Genomic DNA, 19,070 nt, shown 5'->3' on the forward strand with positions numbered 1-19,070 from the left:
TTTTGTAACTTCAAGTGTTGACTCTATTTCAAGTCTCCCTATAATAGCGCCCCACAATGACGCAGCAAACGTTGTTGATTTAGATATGGGTCGTTAGCTCAGTTGGGAGAGCATCGCCCTTACAAGGCGAGGGTCACTGGTTCAAGTCCAGTACGACCCACCATTATCTAAATATTCTATTTGGGTCGTTAGCTCAGTTGGGAGAGCATCGCCCTTACAAGGCGAGGGTCACTGGTTCAAGTCCAGTACGACCCACCAAATAGAATTATAATCTGGGTGATTAGCTCAGTTGGGAGAGCATCGCCCTTACAAGGCGAGGGTCACTGGTTCAAGTCCAGTATCACCCACCACTTTTTGTGGACATCAGATTATTTTGCAATTCTAAAATGGGTCGTTAGCTCAGTTGGGAGAGCATCGCCCTTACAAGGCGAGGGTCACTGGTTCAAGTCCAGTACGACCCACCATTTTAGAAACATTTGCGGGTCGTTAGCTCAGTTGGGAGAGCATCGCCCTTACAAGGCGAGGGTCACTGGTTCAAGTCCAGTACGACCCACCATTTTTATTATGGTGGTTGCAAATATTGATTATTTGGGTGATTAGCTCAGTTGGGAGAGCATCGCCCTTACAAGGCGAGGGTCACTGGTTCAAGTCCAGTATCACCCACCAAATAATCAAAAAACTATATGTGGGTGATTAGCTCAGTTGGGAGAGCATCGCCCTTACAAGGCGAGGGTCACTGGTTCAAGTCCAGTATCACCCACCACATATAGGTTTAGAATCCTTTTTACCCTTATACTTCATCTCTCTTTTCAGCTATATTTTTCGCTGAATCAATTACGCGAATTAAATTTTTTTGTCCACATAAAAGCTATTTCAAAAACCGCATTAACCGACTAAACTATTCACAGCACTATTTATTATAAGTTATTCATTTGCATGAGTGTTCAGCCATTTATCAACACCAAAATCTTAATTGTTGAAGAGCAACCTTTGGCGCTTAGCCATATGAAGCGCTCACTAGAGCAGTTAGATTTTCGTAACCTGAAATTTGCTGAACATGCACAAGCCGCGATAGAACACTGCCGAATTGATAAATTTGACCTCGTCATTTGCTCTTTTGATTTAACTAAACGTCAAGATGGTTATCAACTTTACGAAGAGTTAAAAAGTAAACGCCTTGTCAGAAATGCCACTTCCTTTATTTTTGTATCCGCCGAAACCAGTGGAGAATTGGTCCACAGTGTTATTGAATTGCAACCGGATGACTTTTTAGTAAAACCATTCACTATCAAAGAACTTCGAAGTAGGATTGAGCGCGTTCTTAAACGTAAACAATCTTTAAAAAAAATCTACACCTTTATTGATGATGGCAATGATTCAAAAGCTGTTAGGTTCATTGATGCAGAACTTGATAAGCGTGGACATACCCACAGCCCTATTTTACTAAAACTCAAAGGGGAAGCATTACTGCGCCTTGGCCGAGTTAAAGATGCAAAACAATTTTATAAATCTGCCTTGAATGTACAGAAATTTACATGGGCAAAAATTGGACTTATCGAAGCACTTATAGCTAATAACGAAGATGCGCTTGCTCAGCGTATGCTTAAAACCATGCTTGAGCGCTCTGAGACACGTTTAATTGCCCTAGACCTACTTGGGCGATTAGAAATTAAGTTAAGCCAGTTTGAAACGGCTCAGGGCTTCTTAAGTGAAGCATCCAAAATTGCCCCCCGTAACATTGATAGACAAAAGTCTCTAAGCCGCATTGCTTTGATAAACCACGATTATGAACGCAGCTATCATGCACAAAAAGACATTGCCCAGTACGCTAAGCATTCAATTCATGATAACCCCGAAATATACCTAAATACTGTGAGAGCCGGAATCGATTTCGCCTTAAGCACAGACCAAACTGAACAGATCAGCCGTATTACCCGGCAAACTCAGCAATATTTGGGTGAACTCAAAAAGCAATTCCCAAACGCTGATAATCAAGCGCAAATAGATGTACTTAATGCTCGTATTCATTATTTAAAAGATGAAAGTAGAAACGCCCGAAAACTCATTGAGCAATTAGAAGATGAGCCATCCATACGCTCAGTTGACGCCTCCTTGGATAAAGCGAAGGCGTACCATGAACTGGGGTTCCACCACAAAGCTCAAGAGCTGTTCGCGCAAATTGTGGCACATTGTGAACGCCACGATAATGTAAGTGATCCTATTACCATGCACTATATTCAGCAGCAGCAAAGTGAACGTCGTGATATCACCATGGGCCCAAAAGAATTAAACAACCATGCGGTCAATCAATTTAATCGTGGCCACCTTGATATGGCTTTAGAAGCATTTTCACAAGCTTTTCGGATTATGCCAAAAAACGCGAGCATTGCCCTTAACCTCCTACAATGTTTGCTTGATAACACGGGTAAGAATGGCCAAACATTCAATTCAACATTAGCAAAAAAGTGCATTTCAACATTGAACAGCAGCAGTACATTAGAACCCGAACAAATCACTCGATTGGATAAACTAATAGCTCAACTTAAAGAAATGGGCTTATCAGTGGATTAATCTGACACTTTTACCATTGAAAGCGCATTAACACAGTACCTTAAGCCACTAGGCTTTGGCCCATCAGGGAAAACATGCCCTAAATGTGCATCACATACATTGCATACGATCTCAATACGTTGCATCGCATGTGAGTCATCGCCAATATACGCAATTGCATTTTCAGTTGCAGGTTGCGTAAATGAAGGCCAACCAGAACCACTATCAAACTTCTCTTGCGCATCAAATAACAGGTTATCACAACATGCACAGCCATATTTACCAGGCTCAAATAAAGTACAACTACCGCCACTAAAGGGCCGTTCCGTGCCCTTGTTTCGCGTAATATAATATACCTCTTCTGGTAATTGAGATTGCCACTGAGCCGCTGTTTTTTCGACTCTGCGCGAAGGCATTGGGTTACCTTCATTACTGAATCTTAATATATCGCGCCATTTAAGCATGTTTATTACCTCAGTTAATTAATACATCATTAAAATAATTTGGAAATTCATTTGCTAAACACTCAAGCTGCGGCTGAATTCGAGTCATACAAAAGTCAGGGCGGATCAGTCATATCATAATGCTGATAATGCTCCTCTGATGAAACAAACAAGCGTAAACCCAATACCAGAGTTTCCACAGCCCGTTCTTAGGAGCGTAAGTCAATCATATCTGTTTTTTGAGCCGAGCTAACACAATAAACAGCACTATGATATTTACGCAGTAACTGGTGCTCAGCTTTTGCACTATAAATCATTGAGTATACTTTGATCAGTACTGACAAAGGCACTATTTAGCCGTCAAATGTTGCCCTCACGCCCTCTGAAAATAACTCGTTAGGCGTGTGCAGCGCCAAATCCCCCTGATCCACGTTACACACAGCACGTATCGACATAAAACGGCTTCTGTTGTACATCTGTGATAGGCCCCACCAAGCCATAACATCAATATCAACAGACTCACCATCTACCTTATTACAATCAATATACTCCGTTACACCCGTATAATAAGACCTCTAGGTTTTTAATTTACTTTCGGGTTCTGGCCAGTCATTGAAAAAACAGACCAAATAACGGCTTTTCACTAAATACAAAATCACCCATAACAGCATCACCATCTGCACCGCTAAATAAAATGAAAATTGATAGTAACTTTGCGATGCTTGCAAAATTAACCATATTAGGTCAGCTGCTGCCGTGATGAGTAAAGGCCAACGCATATATCGCCAGTATTTAGCCAACACTTGCGAACTTGTTGGCCTGCGCAATGAGAAAATGACCGTCGGGACCAAGGCGATTGTACCAATGGCCAAAGAGACAAAAAAGTGTTGTTTAGACTGAAAAAATAGTGACATAAAATCTAAATCAGGCCGCCTAGCTACCGCAGAAAAAATCCACAACAAGTAAGCACGTAGTAATACTAACAGAGTAAGATTAAACCCAATTGGGGTTCTATACACACCATATTTATCCCAATACTCTGGGCCATATTGCTTCATAACAACACTCCGGCCACCAGCAAGGAGCCCACGACTAATGAGTCATTACTGGTAACGCTTCAGTTTCAATTATTCGTGCTCAGAAAATAATGCAACAAGTGCATCTTCATCAAGCACATCAATGCCTAAATCTTGTGCTTTCGTTAATTTAGACCCCGCCTTTTCACCTGCAACGAGCGCATGAGTATTTTTAGAAACACTGCCTGACACTTTCGCACCGAGTGCTTGTAAGCGTGCTTTAGCATCATTACGATTTAGCTGAGTTAAAGTCCCTGTCAGCACATAGGTCAGCCCTTCAAGCGGTTGACTTAATGATGACTTTTCAGCGATGTCTGGCCAGTTAACACCAACTTCAATAAGCGCACTCACGACGGTTTGATTGTGCGATTCATTAAAAAAGGCATGTAAATGCTGCGCAACAATAACGCCCACATCACTGACTTCTTGTAAACTATCAATGGTGGCTACTGAGACTTTTTCAAGCGTTAAGTAATGATTGGCAAGATTTTGTGCCGTTGCCTCACCGACTTCCCTAATACCGAGCGCATAAAGAAACTTGGCCAAAGTCGTTGTTTTGGCGTCCTCTAACGCAGCCACCAAATTTTTCGCTGATTTTGGCCCCATACGTTCTAATGATTCAAAATGCCCTTGCTTTAATATGAACAAATCAGCAGGTGTATGTATCAGCTCTCGGTCAACCAGCTGCTCGACAATTTTATCCCCTAAGCCATCAATATCTAACGCTTTGCGCGATGCAAAATGCTTAATGGCTTGCTTTCGTTGTGCTTGGCATACTAAACCACCGGTACATCGCGTTGTAGCCTCTCCTTCTACTCGCTCAACATGAGAACTACACACTGGGCATGAATCAGGGAATATAATGTCTTTTACATCATTCGGACGCCGCTCTAACACGACTTGCGTCACTTGTGGGATCACATCCCCTGCTCTGCGCACAATGACAGTATCACCAATTTTAACGCCTAATCGTTCAACCTCGTCACGGTTGTGCAAAGTCGCGTTAGACACAGTCACCCCCCCCACAAACACGGGCTCAAGGCGTGCGACGGGTGTAATTGCCCCCGTTCGGCCTACCTGAAATTCCACATCAAGTAGCTGCGTGATTTCTTCCTGTGCTGGAAATTTAAATGCAATCGCCCACCTCGGTGCTCGCGCAACAAAGCCCAATTGCTGTTGATAAGCCTTGTCATTCACTTTAATAACGACCCCATCAATCTCATAGGGTAACTCTGTACGACGCTGCATAATATCTTGATAATATGCCAATGCAGACTGTGCTCCAGAAACCAACTTTGTTTCTGGACACATAGGCAGTCCCCATGCTTTCAACTGTTCAAGCTGCGAAAAATGCGTTTCTGGTAAATCAACCCCAGTGACAACCCCCATAGAGTAAGCGTACATCATCAGAGGTCTTTTAGCTGTGACCTTGGAGTCGAGTTGCCTCAAGCTCCCTGCGGCTGCATTTCTAGGGTTTGCAAACGTTTTCTCATCTTTCGCGGCTGCCGTTTCATTTAAACGTGCAAACCCTGCGCTATCCATAAATACTTCACCACGCACTTCCACTTCTTCAGGAATATTGTCTCCCCGCAAACGCAGTGGAATATTGCGTATCGTTTTAACATTCGCCGTTATATTCTCACCTACTTGCCCATCACCACGTGTGGCGGCTTGTACAAGCGCACCATTTCGATACAAAATAGACACCGCTAACCCATCTAACTTGGGTTCACAACAAAACTCTAACTCTTTACTTTCAAGCAATCGCTCTTTGATGCGACGGTTAAATGCGCTGAACTCTGTTTCATCAAATGCATTATCTAACGATAACATAGGCACCTGATGATTAACTTGCTCAAACTTACCAAGTGCTTCACCGCCTACTTTTTGTGAAGGTGAATCTGGAGTGAGATACTCAGGGTGAGCTTGCTCTAATGCCATTAGTTCACGCATCATACGATCATACTCAGCATCGGGAATAGAAGGGTTGTCTAGCACATAATACTGATAATTATGTTCCTCTAATTGCTGCTTTAATAACTGAATTTGTTTATTAATTGACTCTGACATCTCAACCTCTGGAAAAACAAAAGCCACGAGTGTGCGCGGCTGCAGCTCGTGGCTTATAAAAACGGCGATGGCGCCTAAACTTTAACTATGCAGCGTATTCACGTACTTTTTCTACGTAGGCACGCACGGCGTTCACAGACAAGGGCTCTCGATTGCTATCTAACACTGTCGCGCCAAACTCATCAGCTAACTTTTTAGCCGCACCATGCAACATGTTAAAAGCGGCTAAACTATCACCCTCACATGGCAGCGTCATAAATAAGCTCACACCCGCAGTACCAAACTGTTCCATATTGTCTATATCGAATGTGCCTGGGTTAAACATATTAACTAAACGAAATAGCACTGGCCCATTACCTGATGGCTCTACATGACGATTAAAAAAGCCTTCGTCTGAATACTTAAAACCCAAACTCAGTACTGTTGGTAACAAACGAGAACCAGCCATTGTTAGCCCTTCAGGCATCGCTATATGCAATATAATAAAATCACTTGGTTCTTGTGATGAGTGCTCTGCAGCGCCTGTCGTTGGCGTTTCAGTCTCACTGTCTGTTGACACATTTTGAGAGTGCTCATTCGTATCTTCTTCAGAGCTATTTATGACAGTTCCCTCATCAACAGCCGCAAAATTCATTTCACCCATGTCAGGCTCATCATTATTTCGCAAAGAGTCTGTTTGCACAGGTTCAGGCTCTTTTTCTCGTTGCTGTTCTTGTGGCTGTTCCTTTTTACGAACAGACCATAAACCATGGATCAGTAATCCACCAATTACTAACGCGCTGATCACGATTAGCGCCCATCTCAATTCTGTGGCCATTGCTCACCTTTTTATTCTCATGCTTGTGCCATCTGCACTGCTTGTTCTACGTCAACGGCAACCATTCTCGAAACACCAGGTTCCGCCATAGTTACCCCCGTCAGCCTACCAGCCATTTCCATCGCTATTTTATTATGACTGATGTATATAAATTGCACCGAATGTGACATTTCCTCCACTAAACGACAAAAGCGTCCAACATTGGCATCATCTAGCGGTGCATCAACTTCATCTAACATACAAAAAGGTGCTGGATTCAGTCTAAATATAGAAAATACCAATGATAATGCGGTCAGCGCTTTTTCTCCACCACTTAGCAAATGAATTGTGGAGTTTTTCTTTCCTGGTGGCCTCGCCATGATACTGACGCCACTTTCTAATAAGTCATCACTTGTCAGTTCTAAGTATGCACTACCTCCGCCAAAAACTTTAGGAAATAACTCTTTTAAGTCATCATTTATTTGGTCAAATGTGGTTCTAAATCGTATTTTCGTCTCTTTATCTATTTTGCGGATTGCATTCTCTAATGTCTTCAGTGCCGATGTTAAATCATCCAGTTGATCATCCAAATAAGTTTTCCTCTGCGCAGCCTCATCAAATTCTGTAATGGCGGCTAAATTAACCGCACCAAGTTCATTTAATGAAGAAACCGTCTGGTTTAACATAGTTTGTAAACCCGAAATATGTGCGCCATCAAATAAGTTGGCCTGTACTTTTTGCAAGTCTTGATCTAATGCCTCAAGGGGCTCTAACGCCGCTTGTGCTTTAATCGCCAACCCTTGTTCCTCTAGCTGGTGCTTTTGCAATAACTCTTTAAGTCGAGCCACTTCACTGCTTGCTCCCTTTAAACTCACCTGTTTTTGTTGTAGCTGAGTTTTCGCTGCTTGTAATTGTACAGTCAGTGAATCGATAGCAGTCTGTTGTTTTGTCTGCTCGGCCAATAAGCTGACAATTTGCTCATCGACATCAAGCATAGGCTCCTGAAGTAATTGCTGCTCATCCAATAACCCTTGCGCCCTTTCATGCGCCACATCAAGACTTTTTTGCACATGGTCAACTTTTGATTGTGCCAGTTGCAGGGTACTTCTAGCTTGCTGTTCTTTCAAGGTTTGTGCGTGTACATTCGCTAATGCACGATCTTTGTCGCGCAGTGCATGCTGCTGAGATTGTGCTTTTAGCTCGTAATCGGCTTTAGAAGCTGTAATGTGCAGTTGATGCTGTGATAAACGTGCTTGCGATTGTTCATATGCTGTTTGTAGTTTGGCTAATGCAGCTTGTTCAGTACGTAACTGACCTGACAACTCAGCTTGTTTTTTTTCCAGCATAGCATAACTTTCATGCCACTGTTCCACGGCTGATTTGAGCATTTCGTGGCGTGATTGCAATCCTGCAACTTGTTGCGCTAAAGCGTGTATTTCTTCCTTATTAACAACTTCAGCATGAGCGCTTTGTGCCCTTTGGGCTATCAAAGTCTCCACTTCCTCTTCCAGCTTAGTCAGTTGAGACTCCGCTTGCGGTACTTGTTGCTGCAACGCCCTTAACTTTGCATGTTGGCTCAACAAGCTATCTGAATCAGTGTGTTTGAGCGTCGCACGCCAATTTTTTCCATATAAGGTCCCAGCCCTGTCGACCCCCAAAACCCAAAACTGTGAGGGATTAAATGACTCCCCTTGCGCTAACAACTGAATGTGATTTAATAGTGCTGGATACACACCATCTACAATAACTTCCGCAACAGACCCACTTATTACACCAGAAGCATCAGGCCACACAGCATCATCTGCAGCAGATGTGGTGACTTTCAAATGATTTAACCCAAGTAATGCCCTTTCCACTGGTACTTCAAACCCTGCTTTCACTCTTAATTCACTCAGTAAAGAAACATAAGGCTCACTGTTTTCTGGATCTAGTACTCCAGTCAGAGCCTCTATACTTGCAACCAAAGCTGTATTCTTTTGTTGGTGACTATCAAACGCCTGTCTAGCCACATTTAAATTACCGGTCAGTGTATCTGTTATGTTTTGCTGGTCTTGAACTGAGGCTTGCAACCTAGCAACCTGGCGTGTTTTCGCTGCTAATTCATGTTGCACATCGGTGAGCTTTTTACTTGGATCTTCTTGCCCTAAAACTTGTAATTGCACTTCACATTCGCGATACTTTTCTGCTGTATGCTTTTCATGCTGCTGGCATTGTGTATACTGCTGCTCCGCTTTAATATGAGATGATTGCGCACGTGCTACTTCGTCGGCCAACTGCTGTTGGTGCGCTTCAACGCTCTGAAACTCTTGCATTATCTGCTGGCAATATACTTCCAACTCTTCTAATTGAGTATGTGATGCAAGCACACTGTTTACACAGTCTTGTAACGCCCCATCTAGCACGACAATATCAGCTTGATTGATTTCTAGCTGCGCACGCTCTTCTATGACACTTTTACGGTGTTTATCTATTTGCGCCTGTAAGCCGCGAGATTTGTCTATAAAATGTATTTTTTGTTGTTCTGCTTTAGTCAAACTAGTATGTGTTTTATGCAGGCTCTGACGTTGTTCAGCTGCACTATCTGTAAGCTGCGCAATTTGGGTATCAAGGGTTGCCAAAATATCATTATGCCCACTATGCGCAACATTCAAAAAATCGATTTCTGAGCGTACCTTTTCTATATGGTGTAATTTTTGTTGCTGTTTTTCGTGAAAATTTTGCCATTTAAGCACCGCAAGTTGCCCTTTATAAGTGCGTTCTTGCTGTTTAAGTGTACGGTATGATTGTGCGTCTTTTGCTTGTATTGCAAGCCTATCTAGCTGTAATTGCAACTCTTTCCGGACATCGAGTAGACGTTCTAAATTTTCTCTGGTACTTTTAATTCGAGTTTGAGTTTCACGCCGGCGCTCTTTATATTTTGATACCCCAGCCGCTTCCTCTAAAAAAGTACGCAACTCTTGTGGTTTACTCTCGATCAGCCGCGAAATCATGCCTTGCTCAATAATGGCATAACTACGAGGCCCAAGGCCAGTACCAAGAAAAATATCCGTGATATCACGTTTTCGACATTTACTGCCATTAAGAAAGTAAAGTGATTGACCGTCTCGCGTTACGAGTCGTTTAATAGACACCTTGCTTCGGTCGGCCAGGGTTCCTGGTAAACGACCTTGTGCGTTATCAAACATGAGCTCAACTGACGCTTGCGATATAGGCTTTCGATTCGTTGAGCCGTTGAAAATTACATCAGTCATCGCATCACCACGCAAATTCTTCGCCGAGCTTTCACCAAGTACCCATCGTACGGCATCAATAACATTCGACTTTCCACAGCCATTGGGACCAACAACACAGGTCATTTGATCAACAAATGAAATTTTCGTGGGTTCAACGAAAGACTTAAAGCCCGCAAGTTTAATACTACTTAAGCGCATATACTAATTAGCTACTCATTAATATGAATATGTACAAACAAAAACATAGTTATTGGTGACGTTTGATATTATCTAAAATAATACCTGTCGCCATTGCCACATTAAGAGATTCCGCAACACCGAACGCAGGGATGGTTATAGGTGTATTTATGTACTTACTTACGGGCTCTCGGATACCGTGCGATTCGCTTCCCATCACGAGTACCCCCTGAGTGGAAAACACCGTTTTATGTACATTTTCGCCATTTAAATACGCGCCATATATAGCACCCGAGTAAGACGCTAAAAATTCAGTTAAATCACAACGCACCACATTAATGCGAACAAAAGAGCCCATCGTTGCACTGATCACTTTTGGGTTTAGATGATCGGCACAATCTTCACTGACAATAATTTGCTTTAATCCGTACCAATCAGCAACACGAATAATCGTCCCCAGATTGCCAGGATCTGATACACCGTCTAAAGCCAAAACCATACCTGAGGTATCTATCTCACTCCCCTTTGGAAACGGCACCACAGCAATTGCTGCACTATTACTCACTAACGTACTTACTTTTGTTAAACTTTCACTATCCGCTTCTGTTACCTTAACGCCCTGCAACTTTAGTTGATAGCTAGACAAAAACTCTGCCGTTGCAAATAGTTGTTCAATTTTTAGACCTGCATCTAGTAATTCAAGGACATTCTTTTCTCCTTGAACTAAATATAGTTGATGCTGTTTGCGGTATTTTTTTTGCGCTAAAGCACGCAAGAGTTTGGATTGGTTCTTAGAGATCATAGCCACCTCAGTGTTGAGTGACGAAGATTATACCTGAGGTAAAGAAGATTGCGAATATCTCTTTGTATTGAAAAGGCGAAACAGTGGTTGATCCATTTCCCAAAAAAATAAGGCTCATATGAGCCTTATTTTGTACCTTGGGGAGTGATTAATTAAAAGTAACAGTCACTTCTTCAGAACAAATGTCTACAGAGTTAACTGATGTACATACTTTATATACATATTGACTTTGTGTAGCGCGACGAATGAAATCACGATACGCGCCGGTGTTCAAAGTCGTCGCCAGTAGCTCGCCATCACGGTAAACATCAACGGTTGATGTCGCCGCGCCTTGATATGATAATTCGATACGAGCAAAACCCAATCTTGTTTTGTTTGCACGCTTTACTTTGAGCTCTGGTGCAGTATCTGAATCACCGGCAACCACCACATCCATAGATCTTGAATCAGTCAATCCCGTGGCATCTGTTACGGTTAACGTCACTGGATATAAACCCGTTGCGCCATAGACATGTACAGGGTTTTGTTCTGATGATGTATTGCCATCACCGAAATCCCATGCCCAAGTCGAAATGTCATCATTTGCATCTCGGCTACCGTCAAAAAAGCTGACTTGTAACGAATCTACAACAGGTAAGAAATCTGCTTCAGGGGCTCTTGGACCTACTTCACCAAGACCTGTCAGTGTTAATGCCCACTGATTAATTGACCCAGTATCTTCAGCATACGTATCGACCACTTTTAGTGTCCAATCACCTTGTGCAACTTCACCATTAAATGCACTTGATGCAAAGGATTGATTGATATCGTCCGCGCCACCGCCTGCTTTATTATGTAATGTTGCGGTAGTTCCTGCTGGTGAGGTTAGCGTAACAACCAAGTCACCAATATAAGTATGTGATATATCAACTAATGTGTCTGAACCAAATATGGTTACTTCGTCTGACACATTGATGATAGAAGATGCACCTGTAGGATCATTATCTGGAATATCAACTTTCTCATTATTACTATAATCAAACTCAGTTAATCCTTGAGGGTTTACATATAAAGATAATTGACTGTCTTTACGTAAATCACCACTGGTTGCTTCAACAGTAAATGAGTAGCTGCCCCATTGAGTGTCCGCTGTTGTTGGCGCTGTTAATGTGAATGAGCCGCCTGGCTGCACTGTGCTTGTTGATAACACAGCCCCGGCTAAATCACTTGTTACAGCCAAGCTAATATCACCACTCCATCCTGCAACTGACGCAACTTCAAAAGTATAAGAAGCTGTTTCACCCGCAGTAATTTCTTGCGATACTGGTGTTGCTGATAGTCTAAAGCCTGGCGTTGGATCAGCTTCTTCCAACGCGGTTGCGACATTCAAGCGTTTGCCTGACACGGTCTTTCCGTTTAGAGCTGCATTATCATCACCAGAGTTCATGAGTAACTCTTTTAACTCTGCGGTCGTTAAATCAGGGTTAACAGATAACGCTAATGCTGCAGCGCCAGCAACATGTGGAGTAGCCATGGAAGTACCAGAGTAACTATCATAACCACCGCCAGGGACTGTTGACACAATCGCTGAGCCAGGTGCACCTAAATCAACACTGGTCAAGCCCCATTGCGAGAAGCTCGACATAGCATCAGTATGTGTTGTGCTGGCAATTGACAATATTGATGCATGCTCATAGCTTGATGGGTAGTGTGGGTTAGTATCATTATCAACCGCGCTATTACCTGCTGCTGCTACGAATAAAATGCCCGCTTCTTCTGAACTGGTTAATGCATCTGACATTGCTTGGCTAAAACCACCGCCGCCCCAGCTATTATTAGAGACTCTGACGTCAACACCAGCATTTCTTAAGCCCACTAAATAATCGATACATTTTATTGCATTTGCTGATGAACCACTGCCTGACGCATCTAAGAATTTACAACCAACTATGGATACCTGTTGATTTACACCAACAACACCTACGCCATCGTTACCAACCGCACCAATCGTACCCGATACATGTGTACCATGGCCTTGGTCATCCATAGGGTCACCTACATCTGTTATCGCATTGATCCCATGCATGTCATCAATATAACCGTTGTTATCATTGTCAATACCGTCTCCAGCTATCTCATTTGGATTGATCCACATATTGGCAGTGAGGTCTGGGTGAGTATGATCAACACCGGTATCAATAACCCCTACCACAACATCACGACTACCCACTGAAATATCCCATGCCTCTACGGCATCAATATCTGCATCAGCTGTACCGCCTGTTTGACCTGTATTATGAAGGCCCCAAAGTTCAGAAAACTTAGGGTCATCTGGAGTACCTTGAATTGTTAGTCGGTAATTTGGCTCAACATACTGCACTGCTTCATGTTCAGAAAGTGCCTTTATAACGGCTTTTGGATTCTTTTTATCTAGTTTAAATTCAGCTAAGCGACCTTTTAAGACGTGCTTGTAGCCGTCGTCTATTTCGTCTTTATTTACATCGGTAATTTTTGCGCTGACTAATTGACGAGCGGCCAACCTTTGCGCTTTGGTTGCACTTTCTTTAAATACAACAATAACAGAGTCATTTGTTGCACTTGAATGTTCAGTATCAGTTACAACGTTGATAGCAGCTTGCGAAAAACACGGTAGTAACGCAAGCGTCAAAGCAGATAGTTTTAATTTCATTGTTAGATCCAGTATTTTCTCATAATACTCAAAATGGTTTTGCCCACCATTTAAATATTATTTAAATTAATTTTAGTGTTCGTCACACTCGTTTTCGGATCTCTCAATATCAATAACATACTCGTTTTCGCGAACACCTGTAAAAAACAGAGTGCTATCACGTGTAAGGTCAGCACGCCTTACAACAAGCAATAAAATAAGCAACGACTAATAGATAACATTAAAAAAATTGATGCTGCAAGCGTAAATATGAAAAACAGTAAAAACTGATTAGCACATTTAAAAAATACATTTTTTTAACAAAATAGTATGAGTCTACTTCTTAGCTATCATGCCAAAAAAGCCATCCTTTTTGACTGAAAATTTAAAAACTCAACACAAAAAACACCAATCAATTGATTTAAAACAATAAATAATTCAATAAAATTACCTATATATTATAGGTTACTGCTTTATTACAGTGAGTTCAGGTCATAAGTGAACACACGAAAAATAAAATGTTAACAAAAAACTCAAAGGACAATGCACATCAACAATTACTCTTGCCAATGCAAAAGTGTGTTGCTCTTTGTGTATTGTATTTGTTTTTTGTATCGTTAAAAATCAGTGCCAATAGCCATGACTTACAAGAATCTCCACTATCAATAAGCATACACCCGTCTTTTTTAGCTAGGGCTCAACACACCAGTGCGCTAGTTCAACAAAACGGTACATTTAATAAAGCAACAATATATCAATCTAGTGACGATTTGAACTCCGTGAATGTATTACAGCTTGGGACATACAACCTCGCAAACATTACACAAGTAGGATCAAATAACACCATCAACTTACTACAGCAAGGCAGTAATAACTCTGCTGTAATTATACAAGAAGGTGATGCAAATATCGTCAACCTAACGCAATTAGGCGAACACGCATTCGTTATCCATCAGCAAGGTAACGATATGATAGTGAACGTCAGCGTTACAAAATAATTCAATATAGAACAGGATATTACTATGCTAAAAAAATCACTCATTACATGTGCCATTGCGCTTGCTCTTGGTTATGGTAATGCAGCACTTGCTGCTGATTCAAAAGACACAGGCAATACAATTCACTCAGACTTTATGGCAAATGCACAACAAAATAAAGTGGAGATCAGTCAAACGTCTACTAACCCTTCGATAGGTAATGCCGTTTCTGTAACACAAACAGGTACTGTCAATGGTGCACAAATTACTGTCACCGGTGACGATAACCAGCTGAGCAGTGTACAAGCCGGTGACAATAACTTACAAACGACCACCATCACTGGTAACGATAACCACCTTGCCAATAATCAAAATGGCAGTGATGCTAAAACACAAATCAATATTACTGGTGACGCGAATATGCTTGCGATTACTCAAGACGGCTTAGCGGGTTTGGGTAACATTGGTAGTCAAGTAATCACTAATATCAACGGTACTGACAACAAACTTAGCATTGAACAAGGCGACGGTGGTCATTGGACATTTGTGAGAGACTTACAAGGTAACGAAAATGAAATTAACGTTACCCAAAATGGCGAATGGGGCGAGGTTCATTTAAATAGCATTCAAGGCGATGATAATGAAATTGATGTCGAGCAAGATGGGTTTTGGAATGTTGCAACGGTTGATAGCCTAGAAGGACACGAAAACGAAATTGAATTTGAACAAGAAGGCGACCGAAACCGTCTAACCGTTGAAGCCATTGTTGGTGACGACAATGACATTAAAGTTGAACAAATTGGCGATAGCAATAAGTTAGAGTTTGCAGCTGTAACAGGAGATGATAATAACCTATCGCTTGAACAAAATGGCGATAACAATACGCTAACAAGTGGCTTATTTGAAGGCAATGATAACGAAGTTGTTGCAAATCAAGTTGGTAATACCAATACGCTAGAGTTGGATATACAAGGTAACGACAATGACTTTGATGTTCGACAAAAAGGCGATGATAACAAAGCCTATTTAGGTGTTATTGGTGATAATAATACCTTCTCAACGATGCAAGATGGCAACGAAAACAATAGCCATATCGCAAATTTTAATGGCTCAAATAACACATTCTCGATTGCTCAAACTGGTGGGGATTTAAACCACGCAACAATCCAAACCTCTTACCCTGATACATCATTAGAAACGTCTAACAACACTATTGATGTAACGCAAACAGGCAGTGAGAATGACGTGAGCGTTACACTTAGTAGTGTAATTGCAAGTAACGACAACACAGTTACATTTGTACAAGATGGTGGCCTAAATGCCATAGACTTAATGCTTGAAGGCACAGGTAATAGCATTGACATTGCACAAATTGGAGACATGAACATGGTCTCAGGTATCGATGGCGGGGCATTCCTATTGGCTGGCAATGAGCTGAGCTTAACAATCAACCAAACGGGTACTGGTAACCTTGTCGAAGGTGGTATGTCTCAATTAAATGGCGATGTTTCAATTACGCAAGTTGGCGACTTTAATACAACGACAGTAACACAAAAGTAATAGAGTATGACAAGGCAGTGCGGGCAGCTCCCGTACTGCTTTCATACAACTTAAGAGTCATTATTATGAATGCAGTACTGAAAATTTTCTTTTTCATAATTATTTCTACTTCCAATTCCATTCGTGCACAAGAAGATATTGGTGGTTTTTTATTAGATCAAAGCATTAGCCGATCTGGATACGAGTTTTATTATCAATTAAGCATGTTGTGGCAAGATATCCCCAATACATCAGGTGCAAGTGTTGTTATAAAAGAAACTTTAATTCCTCGTGCTGGGACTGTTTTAAAAGTTGAGCTCAATAACAAAATTGTTTATCAAACATTTATGGGGAGACGACTCAAACCGATTGATGAACAAGTCGAGCAGGCAGCCATTACGCTGGTCAACCTCATCGCATCAAACAACTTCAGTGAATTTAACCAAGACATGGCAAGCAGCGGTCTTTAATATGAAAAAAATACTCATTACTACCCTATTCATCTCACCACACTTACTGGCAAGTGAATTGGTCTATACACCAATAAACCCGAGCTTTGGCGGCAGCCCTCTCAATGCCAGCATGCTCATGAATAAGGCACAATCTCAGAATAAGCATAAAGCTCATACAACAGAAAAGACGTATGCGGAACGATTACAAGAGTCATTAGAACGTTCATACATCAATAAAATCGTTCGAGAGCTCACTGACCTCGCATTTGGTGAAAACCCAGCTGATAATGTATTCGGACAAGACTCAACTTTTATAAGTGGTGACTACGAAATTAAGATGATCACCAGCAACTCTGACAGTATCACTGTACAGATCACTAATTTAATTGATGGTGAAGTTGTGACCATCGAAGTACCTAGGTTTAACCCATGATAAAGTACACAATAAAAATAATAATGATGACTATACTATTAGGGTACACTGTAGCCTGTTCAAACATATCGCAAGTGCTTCCCCCAGATATTAAAATAGCCCAAACATTAGAACAAACAGATACGTTCTCCGAATTGCAAACGCTACCAAAACCGATGGGGAGTATCCCTGTATCGGTCTACTCATTTCGAGATCAAACAGGTCAATATAAGCCAATTGCTAATGTAAGCTCATTTTCGACGGCTGTAACACAAGGTGCTTCAGCTATATTAGTACAAGCACTCAATGAAACAGATTGGTTTATACCTGTTGAGCGAGAAGGTTTACAAAATATCCTAACAGAGCGAAAAATAATACGAGCTGCGCAAGACAGCAATACAGGCACAAAGAATAAACTTCCTCCACTGAAAACAGCAAAAATACTGATTGAAGGTGGTATTATTAGTTACGATTCCAACACAAAAACCGGCGGTCTAGGGGCCGAATATTTTGGTATAAGCACTTCTGAATTATACCGAGAAGATGTTATTTCTATCTATATGCGTGCTGTTGACGTAAGAACTGGAGTTGTTCTCACATCAGTTGCAACAACCAAAACGGTGTTGAGCCATGAGGTTAGAGCTGGATTTTTCCGTTTCGTTAGTTATAAGCGCTTAGCCGAAGCTGAAGCCGGCTACACAAATAACGAACCTATGCATATTTGTGTAAAGCAGGCGATTGAAAAAGCGCTGGTAAACTTAATTCAAAGTGGTATTAAAAAAGGAATTTGGTCACCTAAAAAACTCAGTTAGTATGGTAACGAGTTAACGCATCGGGGAAAAACTGTCTGGCCCAATTAAGTAACTCGATGCGATTACGCGATTTTGTCTTCTTAAAAGCACTGTATAAGTGTGTTTTTACCGTATGATCACTAATATGCAATTTGTTGGCTATTTCCTTATTCTGAGCCCCTTCTGCAATCAGCTTAATAATTGTTTTCTCACGCTTAGTTAAGTTATATTGCGTTTCATCAATCTCTGCAGCAGGTGTTATATTTTTTGTTTGTAAATGTTCCGATAACAACTCAGAGAATGTGCTACTAATTATGCTTCGACGAAACCACAACTCACCATCGATAATAGAACGGATACTTTTTAGCTGTACATCAGGCGTATCAGTATCATAAATCACACCTTTAATACCCGCCAGCAATGCGCTCCTTTCAGACACTGCTGTCTCTTTTACATTTACTAATACAATAGAGTTTCGTTTTGCAAGTGCACTTATATTTGCAGGGATATACTCATTCCATTTAACCCCAACCATATCAATAAACACGACATCATGAATATTGTCATCTGAGACTTGCTCAATAGCCATATCAAGATTCAATGAAAAAACACACTCAACTTCCAGCATGAGTAAAATACTTCGTAAATAATATAAATTACTCTGCTCTTTTACCGTTTGCTGTGCCGTAACAATTGTAGCCAAACGCGCAGCTTTTCCCATGTGATTACCTTTTCATTTTCCACAAGCACCCGATGAACTTGTTTCTGTTCCGATTAGAATTAAACTACACAAAAAAAACATATATGTAAATATTATGTTTTATTACAAAATAGTTTATCAAATGCAATAATAAATACCAAAACAAAAATTAAAAGCATATAAAACATATTTATATGACATAAAAACACCATCAAGAGCACTCAATAAAAAGCAAAAAAAAGCAAAAAAACTTATGTTGACAGCAAACATTTTATCGATTTATTTTAACAAAACCATTCACTCTTCCGTACAAAAAGGTACATCTACTCTTGTTATCATTCAGTTTCTTTTCTTGATACTGACTTTTGCTAAAAATAAATCATGATTTTTCTAAAGTATTCACTT

14 protein-coding genes and 7 tRNA genes are annotated in these 19,070 nt (G+C 41.1%); 13 read left to right on the plus strand and 8 right to left on the minus strand.

Translation table 11 applies throughout. The annotated features are described in order from the left end of the window. Positions 1–87: 87 nt before the first annotated feature. The 8 genes from J8M01_RS18810 to J8M01_RS18845 all read left to right on the plus strand — a co-directional run bounded on the left by J8M01_RS18810 (position 88) and on the right by J8M01_RS18845 (position 2,571). Positions 88–163, plus strand: a tRNA-Val gene (locus tag J8M01_RS18810). Positions 164–182: 19 nt separating this feature from the next. Next, a tRNA-Val gene (locus tag J8M01_RS18815) sits at positions 183–258 on the plus strand. Positions 259–274: 16 nt separating this feature from the next. Next, positions 275–350 (plus strand) — tRNA-Val (locus J8M01_RS18820). A gap of 38 nt (positions 351–388) precedes the next feature. After that, positions 389–464, plus strand: a tRNA-Val gene (locus J8M01_RS18825). A gap of 16 nt (positions 465–480) precedes the next feature. Next, a tRNA-Val gene (locus J8M01_RS18830) sits at positions 481–556 on the plus strand. A gap of 34 nt (positions 557–590) precedes the next feature. Next, a tRNA-Val gene (locus J8M01_RS18835) sits at positions 591–666 on the plus strand. Positions 667–687: 21 nt separating this feature from the next. Continuing rightward, positions 688–763 (plus strand) — tRNA-Val (locus tag J8M01_RS18840). Positions 764–936: 173 nt separating this feature from the next. Next, complete coding sequence (locus tag J8M01_RS18845; protein ID WP_211058954.1) at positions 937–2,571, plus strand: tetratricopeptide repeat-containing response regulator; 1,635 nt, start codon at positions 937–939, stop codon at positions 2,569–2,571. On the opposite strand, the gene msrB is transcribed toward J8M01_RS18845, so the two are convergent. The 7 genes from msrB to J8M01_RS18880 form a co-directional block, all read right to left on the minus strand. Continuing rightward, positions 2,568–3,014, minus strand: a complete 447-nt coding sequence (msrB, locus tag J8M01_RS18850; RefSeq protein WP_211058955.1) for a peptide-methionine (R)-S-oxide reductase MsrB — start codon at positions 3,012–3,014, stop codon at positions 2,568–2,570. The two genes, J8M01_RS18845 and msrB, sit on opposite strands and share 4 nt — an antisense overlap. A 554-nt stretch (positions 3,015–3,568) precedes the next feature. Further along, positions 3,569–4,051: a DUF2919 domain-containing protein gene (locus tag J8M01_RS18855; RefSeq protein WP_192508179.1), complete on the minus strand. Its 483-nt coding sequence runs from the start codon at positions 4,049–4,051 to the stop codon at positions 3,569–3,571. A gap of 69 nt (positions 4,052–4,120) precedes the next feature. Next, complete coding sequence (ligA, locus tag J8M01_RS18860) at positions 4,121–6,139, minus strand: NAD-dependent DNA ligase LigA (RefSeq protein WP_211058956.1); 2,019 nt, start codon at positions 6,137–6,139, stop codon at positions 4,121–4,123. A gap of 85 nt (positions 6,140–6,224) precedes the next feature. Next, entirely contained in the window at positions 6,225–6,956 is a 732-nt protein-coding gene (gene zipA, locus J8M01_RS18865; protein ID WP_211050884.1) for a cell division protein ZipA, read from the minus strand. 17 nt (positions 6,957–6,973) lie between these two features. Continuing rightward, positions 6,974–10,366 (minus strand): AAA family ATPase, encoded by a 3,393-nt coding sequence (locus J8M01_RS18870; RefSeq protein WP_211058957.1) that lies wholly within the window; start codon positions 10,364–10,366, stop codon positions 6,974–6,976. Positions 10,367–10,415: 49 nt separating this feature from the next. Continuing rightward, the gene (locus tag J8M01_RS18875; RefSeq protein ID WP_211058958.1) at positions 10,416–11,147 is read right to left on the minus strand and encodes an RNA methyltransferase; all 732 of its coding nucleotides are present in this window, start codon (positions 11,145–11,147) and stop codon (positions 10,416–10,418) included. Between the two features lie 148 nt (positions 11,148–11,295). Next, entirely contained in the window at positions 11,296–13,815 is a 2,520-nt protein-coding gene (locus tag J8M01_RS18880) for a S8 family serine peptidase (RefSeq protein ID WP_210998346.1), read from the minus strand. Positions 13,816–14,312: 497 nt separating this feature from the next. On the opposite strand from J8M01_RS18880, the gene J8M01_RS18885 reads away from it, so the two are divergent. The 5 genes from J8M01_RS18885 (at position 14,313) to J8M01_RS18905 (ending at position 17,986) form a co-directional block, all read left to right on the plus strand. After that, on the plus strand, positions 14,313–14,792 hold the full coding sequence (locus tag J8M01_RS18885) for a curlin subunit CsgB (protein WP_210998347.1): 480 nt from the start codon (positions 14,313–14,315) through the stop codon (positions 14,790–14,792). Positions 14,793–14,816: 24 nt separating this feature from the next. Further along, the gene (locus J8M01_RS18890) at positions 14,817–16,331 is read left to right on the plus strand and encodes a curlin (protein ID WP_192508186.1); all 1,515 of its coding nucleotides are present in this window, start codon (positions 14,817–14,819) and stop codon (positions 16,329–16,331) included. 65 nt (positions 16,332–16,396) lie between these two features. Continuing rightward, on the plus strand, positions 16,397–16,780 hold the full coding sequence (locus J8M01_RS18895) for a CsgE family curli-type amyloid fiber assembly protein (RefSeq protein WP_192508187.1): 384 nt from the start codon (positions 16,397–16,399) through the stop codon (positions 16,778–16,780). Position 16,781: 1 nt separating this feature from the next. Beyond that, positions 16,782–17,195: a curli assembly protein CsgF gene (locus tag J8M01_RS18900; RefSeq protein WP_210998349.1), complete on the plus strand. Its 414-nt coding sequence runs from the start codon at positions 16,782–16,784 to the stop codon at positions 17,193–17,195. After that, on the plus strand, positions 17,192–17,986 hold the full coding sequence (locus J8M01_RS18905) for a CsgG/HfaB family protein (protein ID WP_210998350.1): 795 nt from the start codon (positions 17,192–17,194) through the stop codon (positions 17,984–17,986). Before J8M01_RS18900 ends, J8M01_RS18905 begins: the two co-directional genes overlap by 4 nt. Here J8M01_RS18905 and J8M01_RS18910 read toward each other — a convergent pair. Further along, entirely contained in the window at positions 17,979–18,686 is a 708-nt protein-coding gene (locus J8M01_RS18910) for a response regulator transcription factor (RefSeq protein ID WP_210998351.1), read from the minus strand. The genes J8M01_RS18905 and J8M01_RS18910 overlap by 8 nt on opposite strands. Positions 18,687–19,070: the final 384 nt, after the last annotated feature.

The organism is Pseudoalteromonas sp. MMG005 (assembly GCF_018101015.1).
Taxonomy (GTDB): Bacteria; Pseudomonadota; Gammaproteobacteria; order Enterobacterales; family Alteromonadaceae; genus Pseudoalteromonas; species Pseudoalteromonas aurantia.

Bases quoted from the DNA above. Each gene is read 5' to 3' on its own strand.
- J8M01_RS18845 (WP_211058954.1), top strand. From the start codon at position 937: ATGAGTGTTCAGCCATTTATCAACACCAAAATCTTAATTGTTGAAGAG.
- msrB (WP_211058955.1), bottom strand. From the start codon at position 3,014: ATGCTTAAATGGCGCGATATATTAAGATTCAGTAATGAAGGTAACCCA.
- J8M01_RS18855 (WP_192508179.1), bottom strand. From the start codon at position 4,051: ATGAAGCAATATGGCCCAGAGTATTGGGATAAATATGGTGTGTATAGA.
- ligA (WP_211058956.1), bottom strand. From the start codon at position 6,139: ATGTCAGAGTCAATTAATAAACAAATTCAGTTATTAAAGCAGCAATTA.
- zipA (WP_211050884.1), bottom strand. From the start codon at position 6,956: ATGGCCACAGAATTGAGATGGGCGCTAATCGTGATCAGCGCGTTAGTA.
- J8M01_RS18870 (WP_211058957.1), bottom strand. From the start codon at position 10,366: ATGCGCTTAAGTAGTATTAAACTTGCGGGCTTTAAGTCTTTCGTTGAA.
- J8M01_RS18875 (WP_211058958.1), bottom strand. From the start codon at position 11,147: ATGATCTCTAAGAACCAATCCAAACTCTTGCGTGCTTTAGCGCAAAAA.
- J8M01_RS18880 (WP_210998346.1), bottom strand. From the start codon at position 13,815: ATGAAATTAAAACTATCTGCTTTGACGCTTGCGTTACTACCGTGTTTT.
- J8M01_RS18885 (WP_210998347.1), top strand. From the start codon at position 14,313: ATGTTAACAAAAAACTCAAAGGACAATGCACATCAACAATTACTCTTG.
- J8M01_RS18890 (WP_192508186.1), top strand. From the start codon at position 14,817: ATGCTAAAAAAATCACTCATTACATGTGCCATTGCGCTTGCTCTTGGT.
- J8M01_RS18895 (WP_192508187.1), top strand. From the start codon at position 16,397: ATGAATGCAGTACTGAAAATTTTCTTTTTCATAATTATTTCTACTTCC.
- J8M01_RS18900 (WP_210998349.1), top strand. From the start codon at position 16,782: ATGAAAAAAATACTCATTACTACCCTATTCATCTCACCACACTTACTG.
- J8M01_RS18905 (WP_210998350.1), top strand. From the start codon at position 17,192: ATGATAAAGTACACAATAAAAATAATAATGATGACTATACTATTAGGG.
- J8M01_RS18910 (WP_210998351.1), bottom strand. From the start codon at position 18,686: ATGGGAAAAGCTGCGCGTTTGGCTACAATTGTTACGGCACAGCAAACG.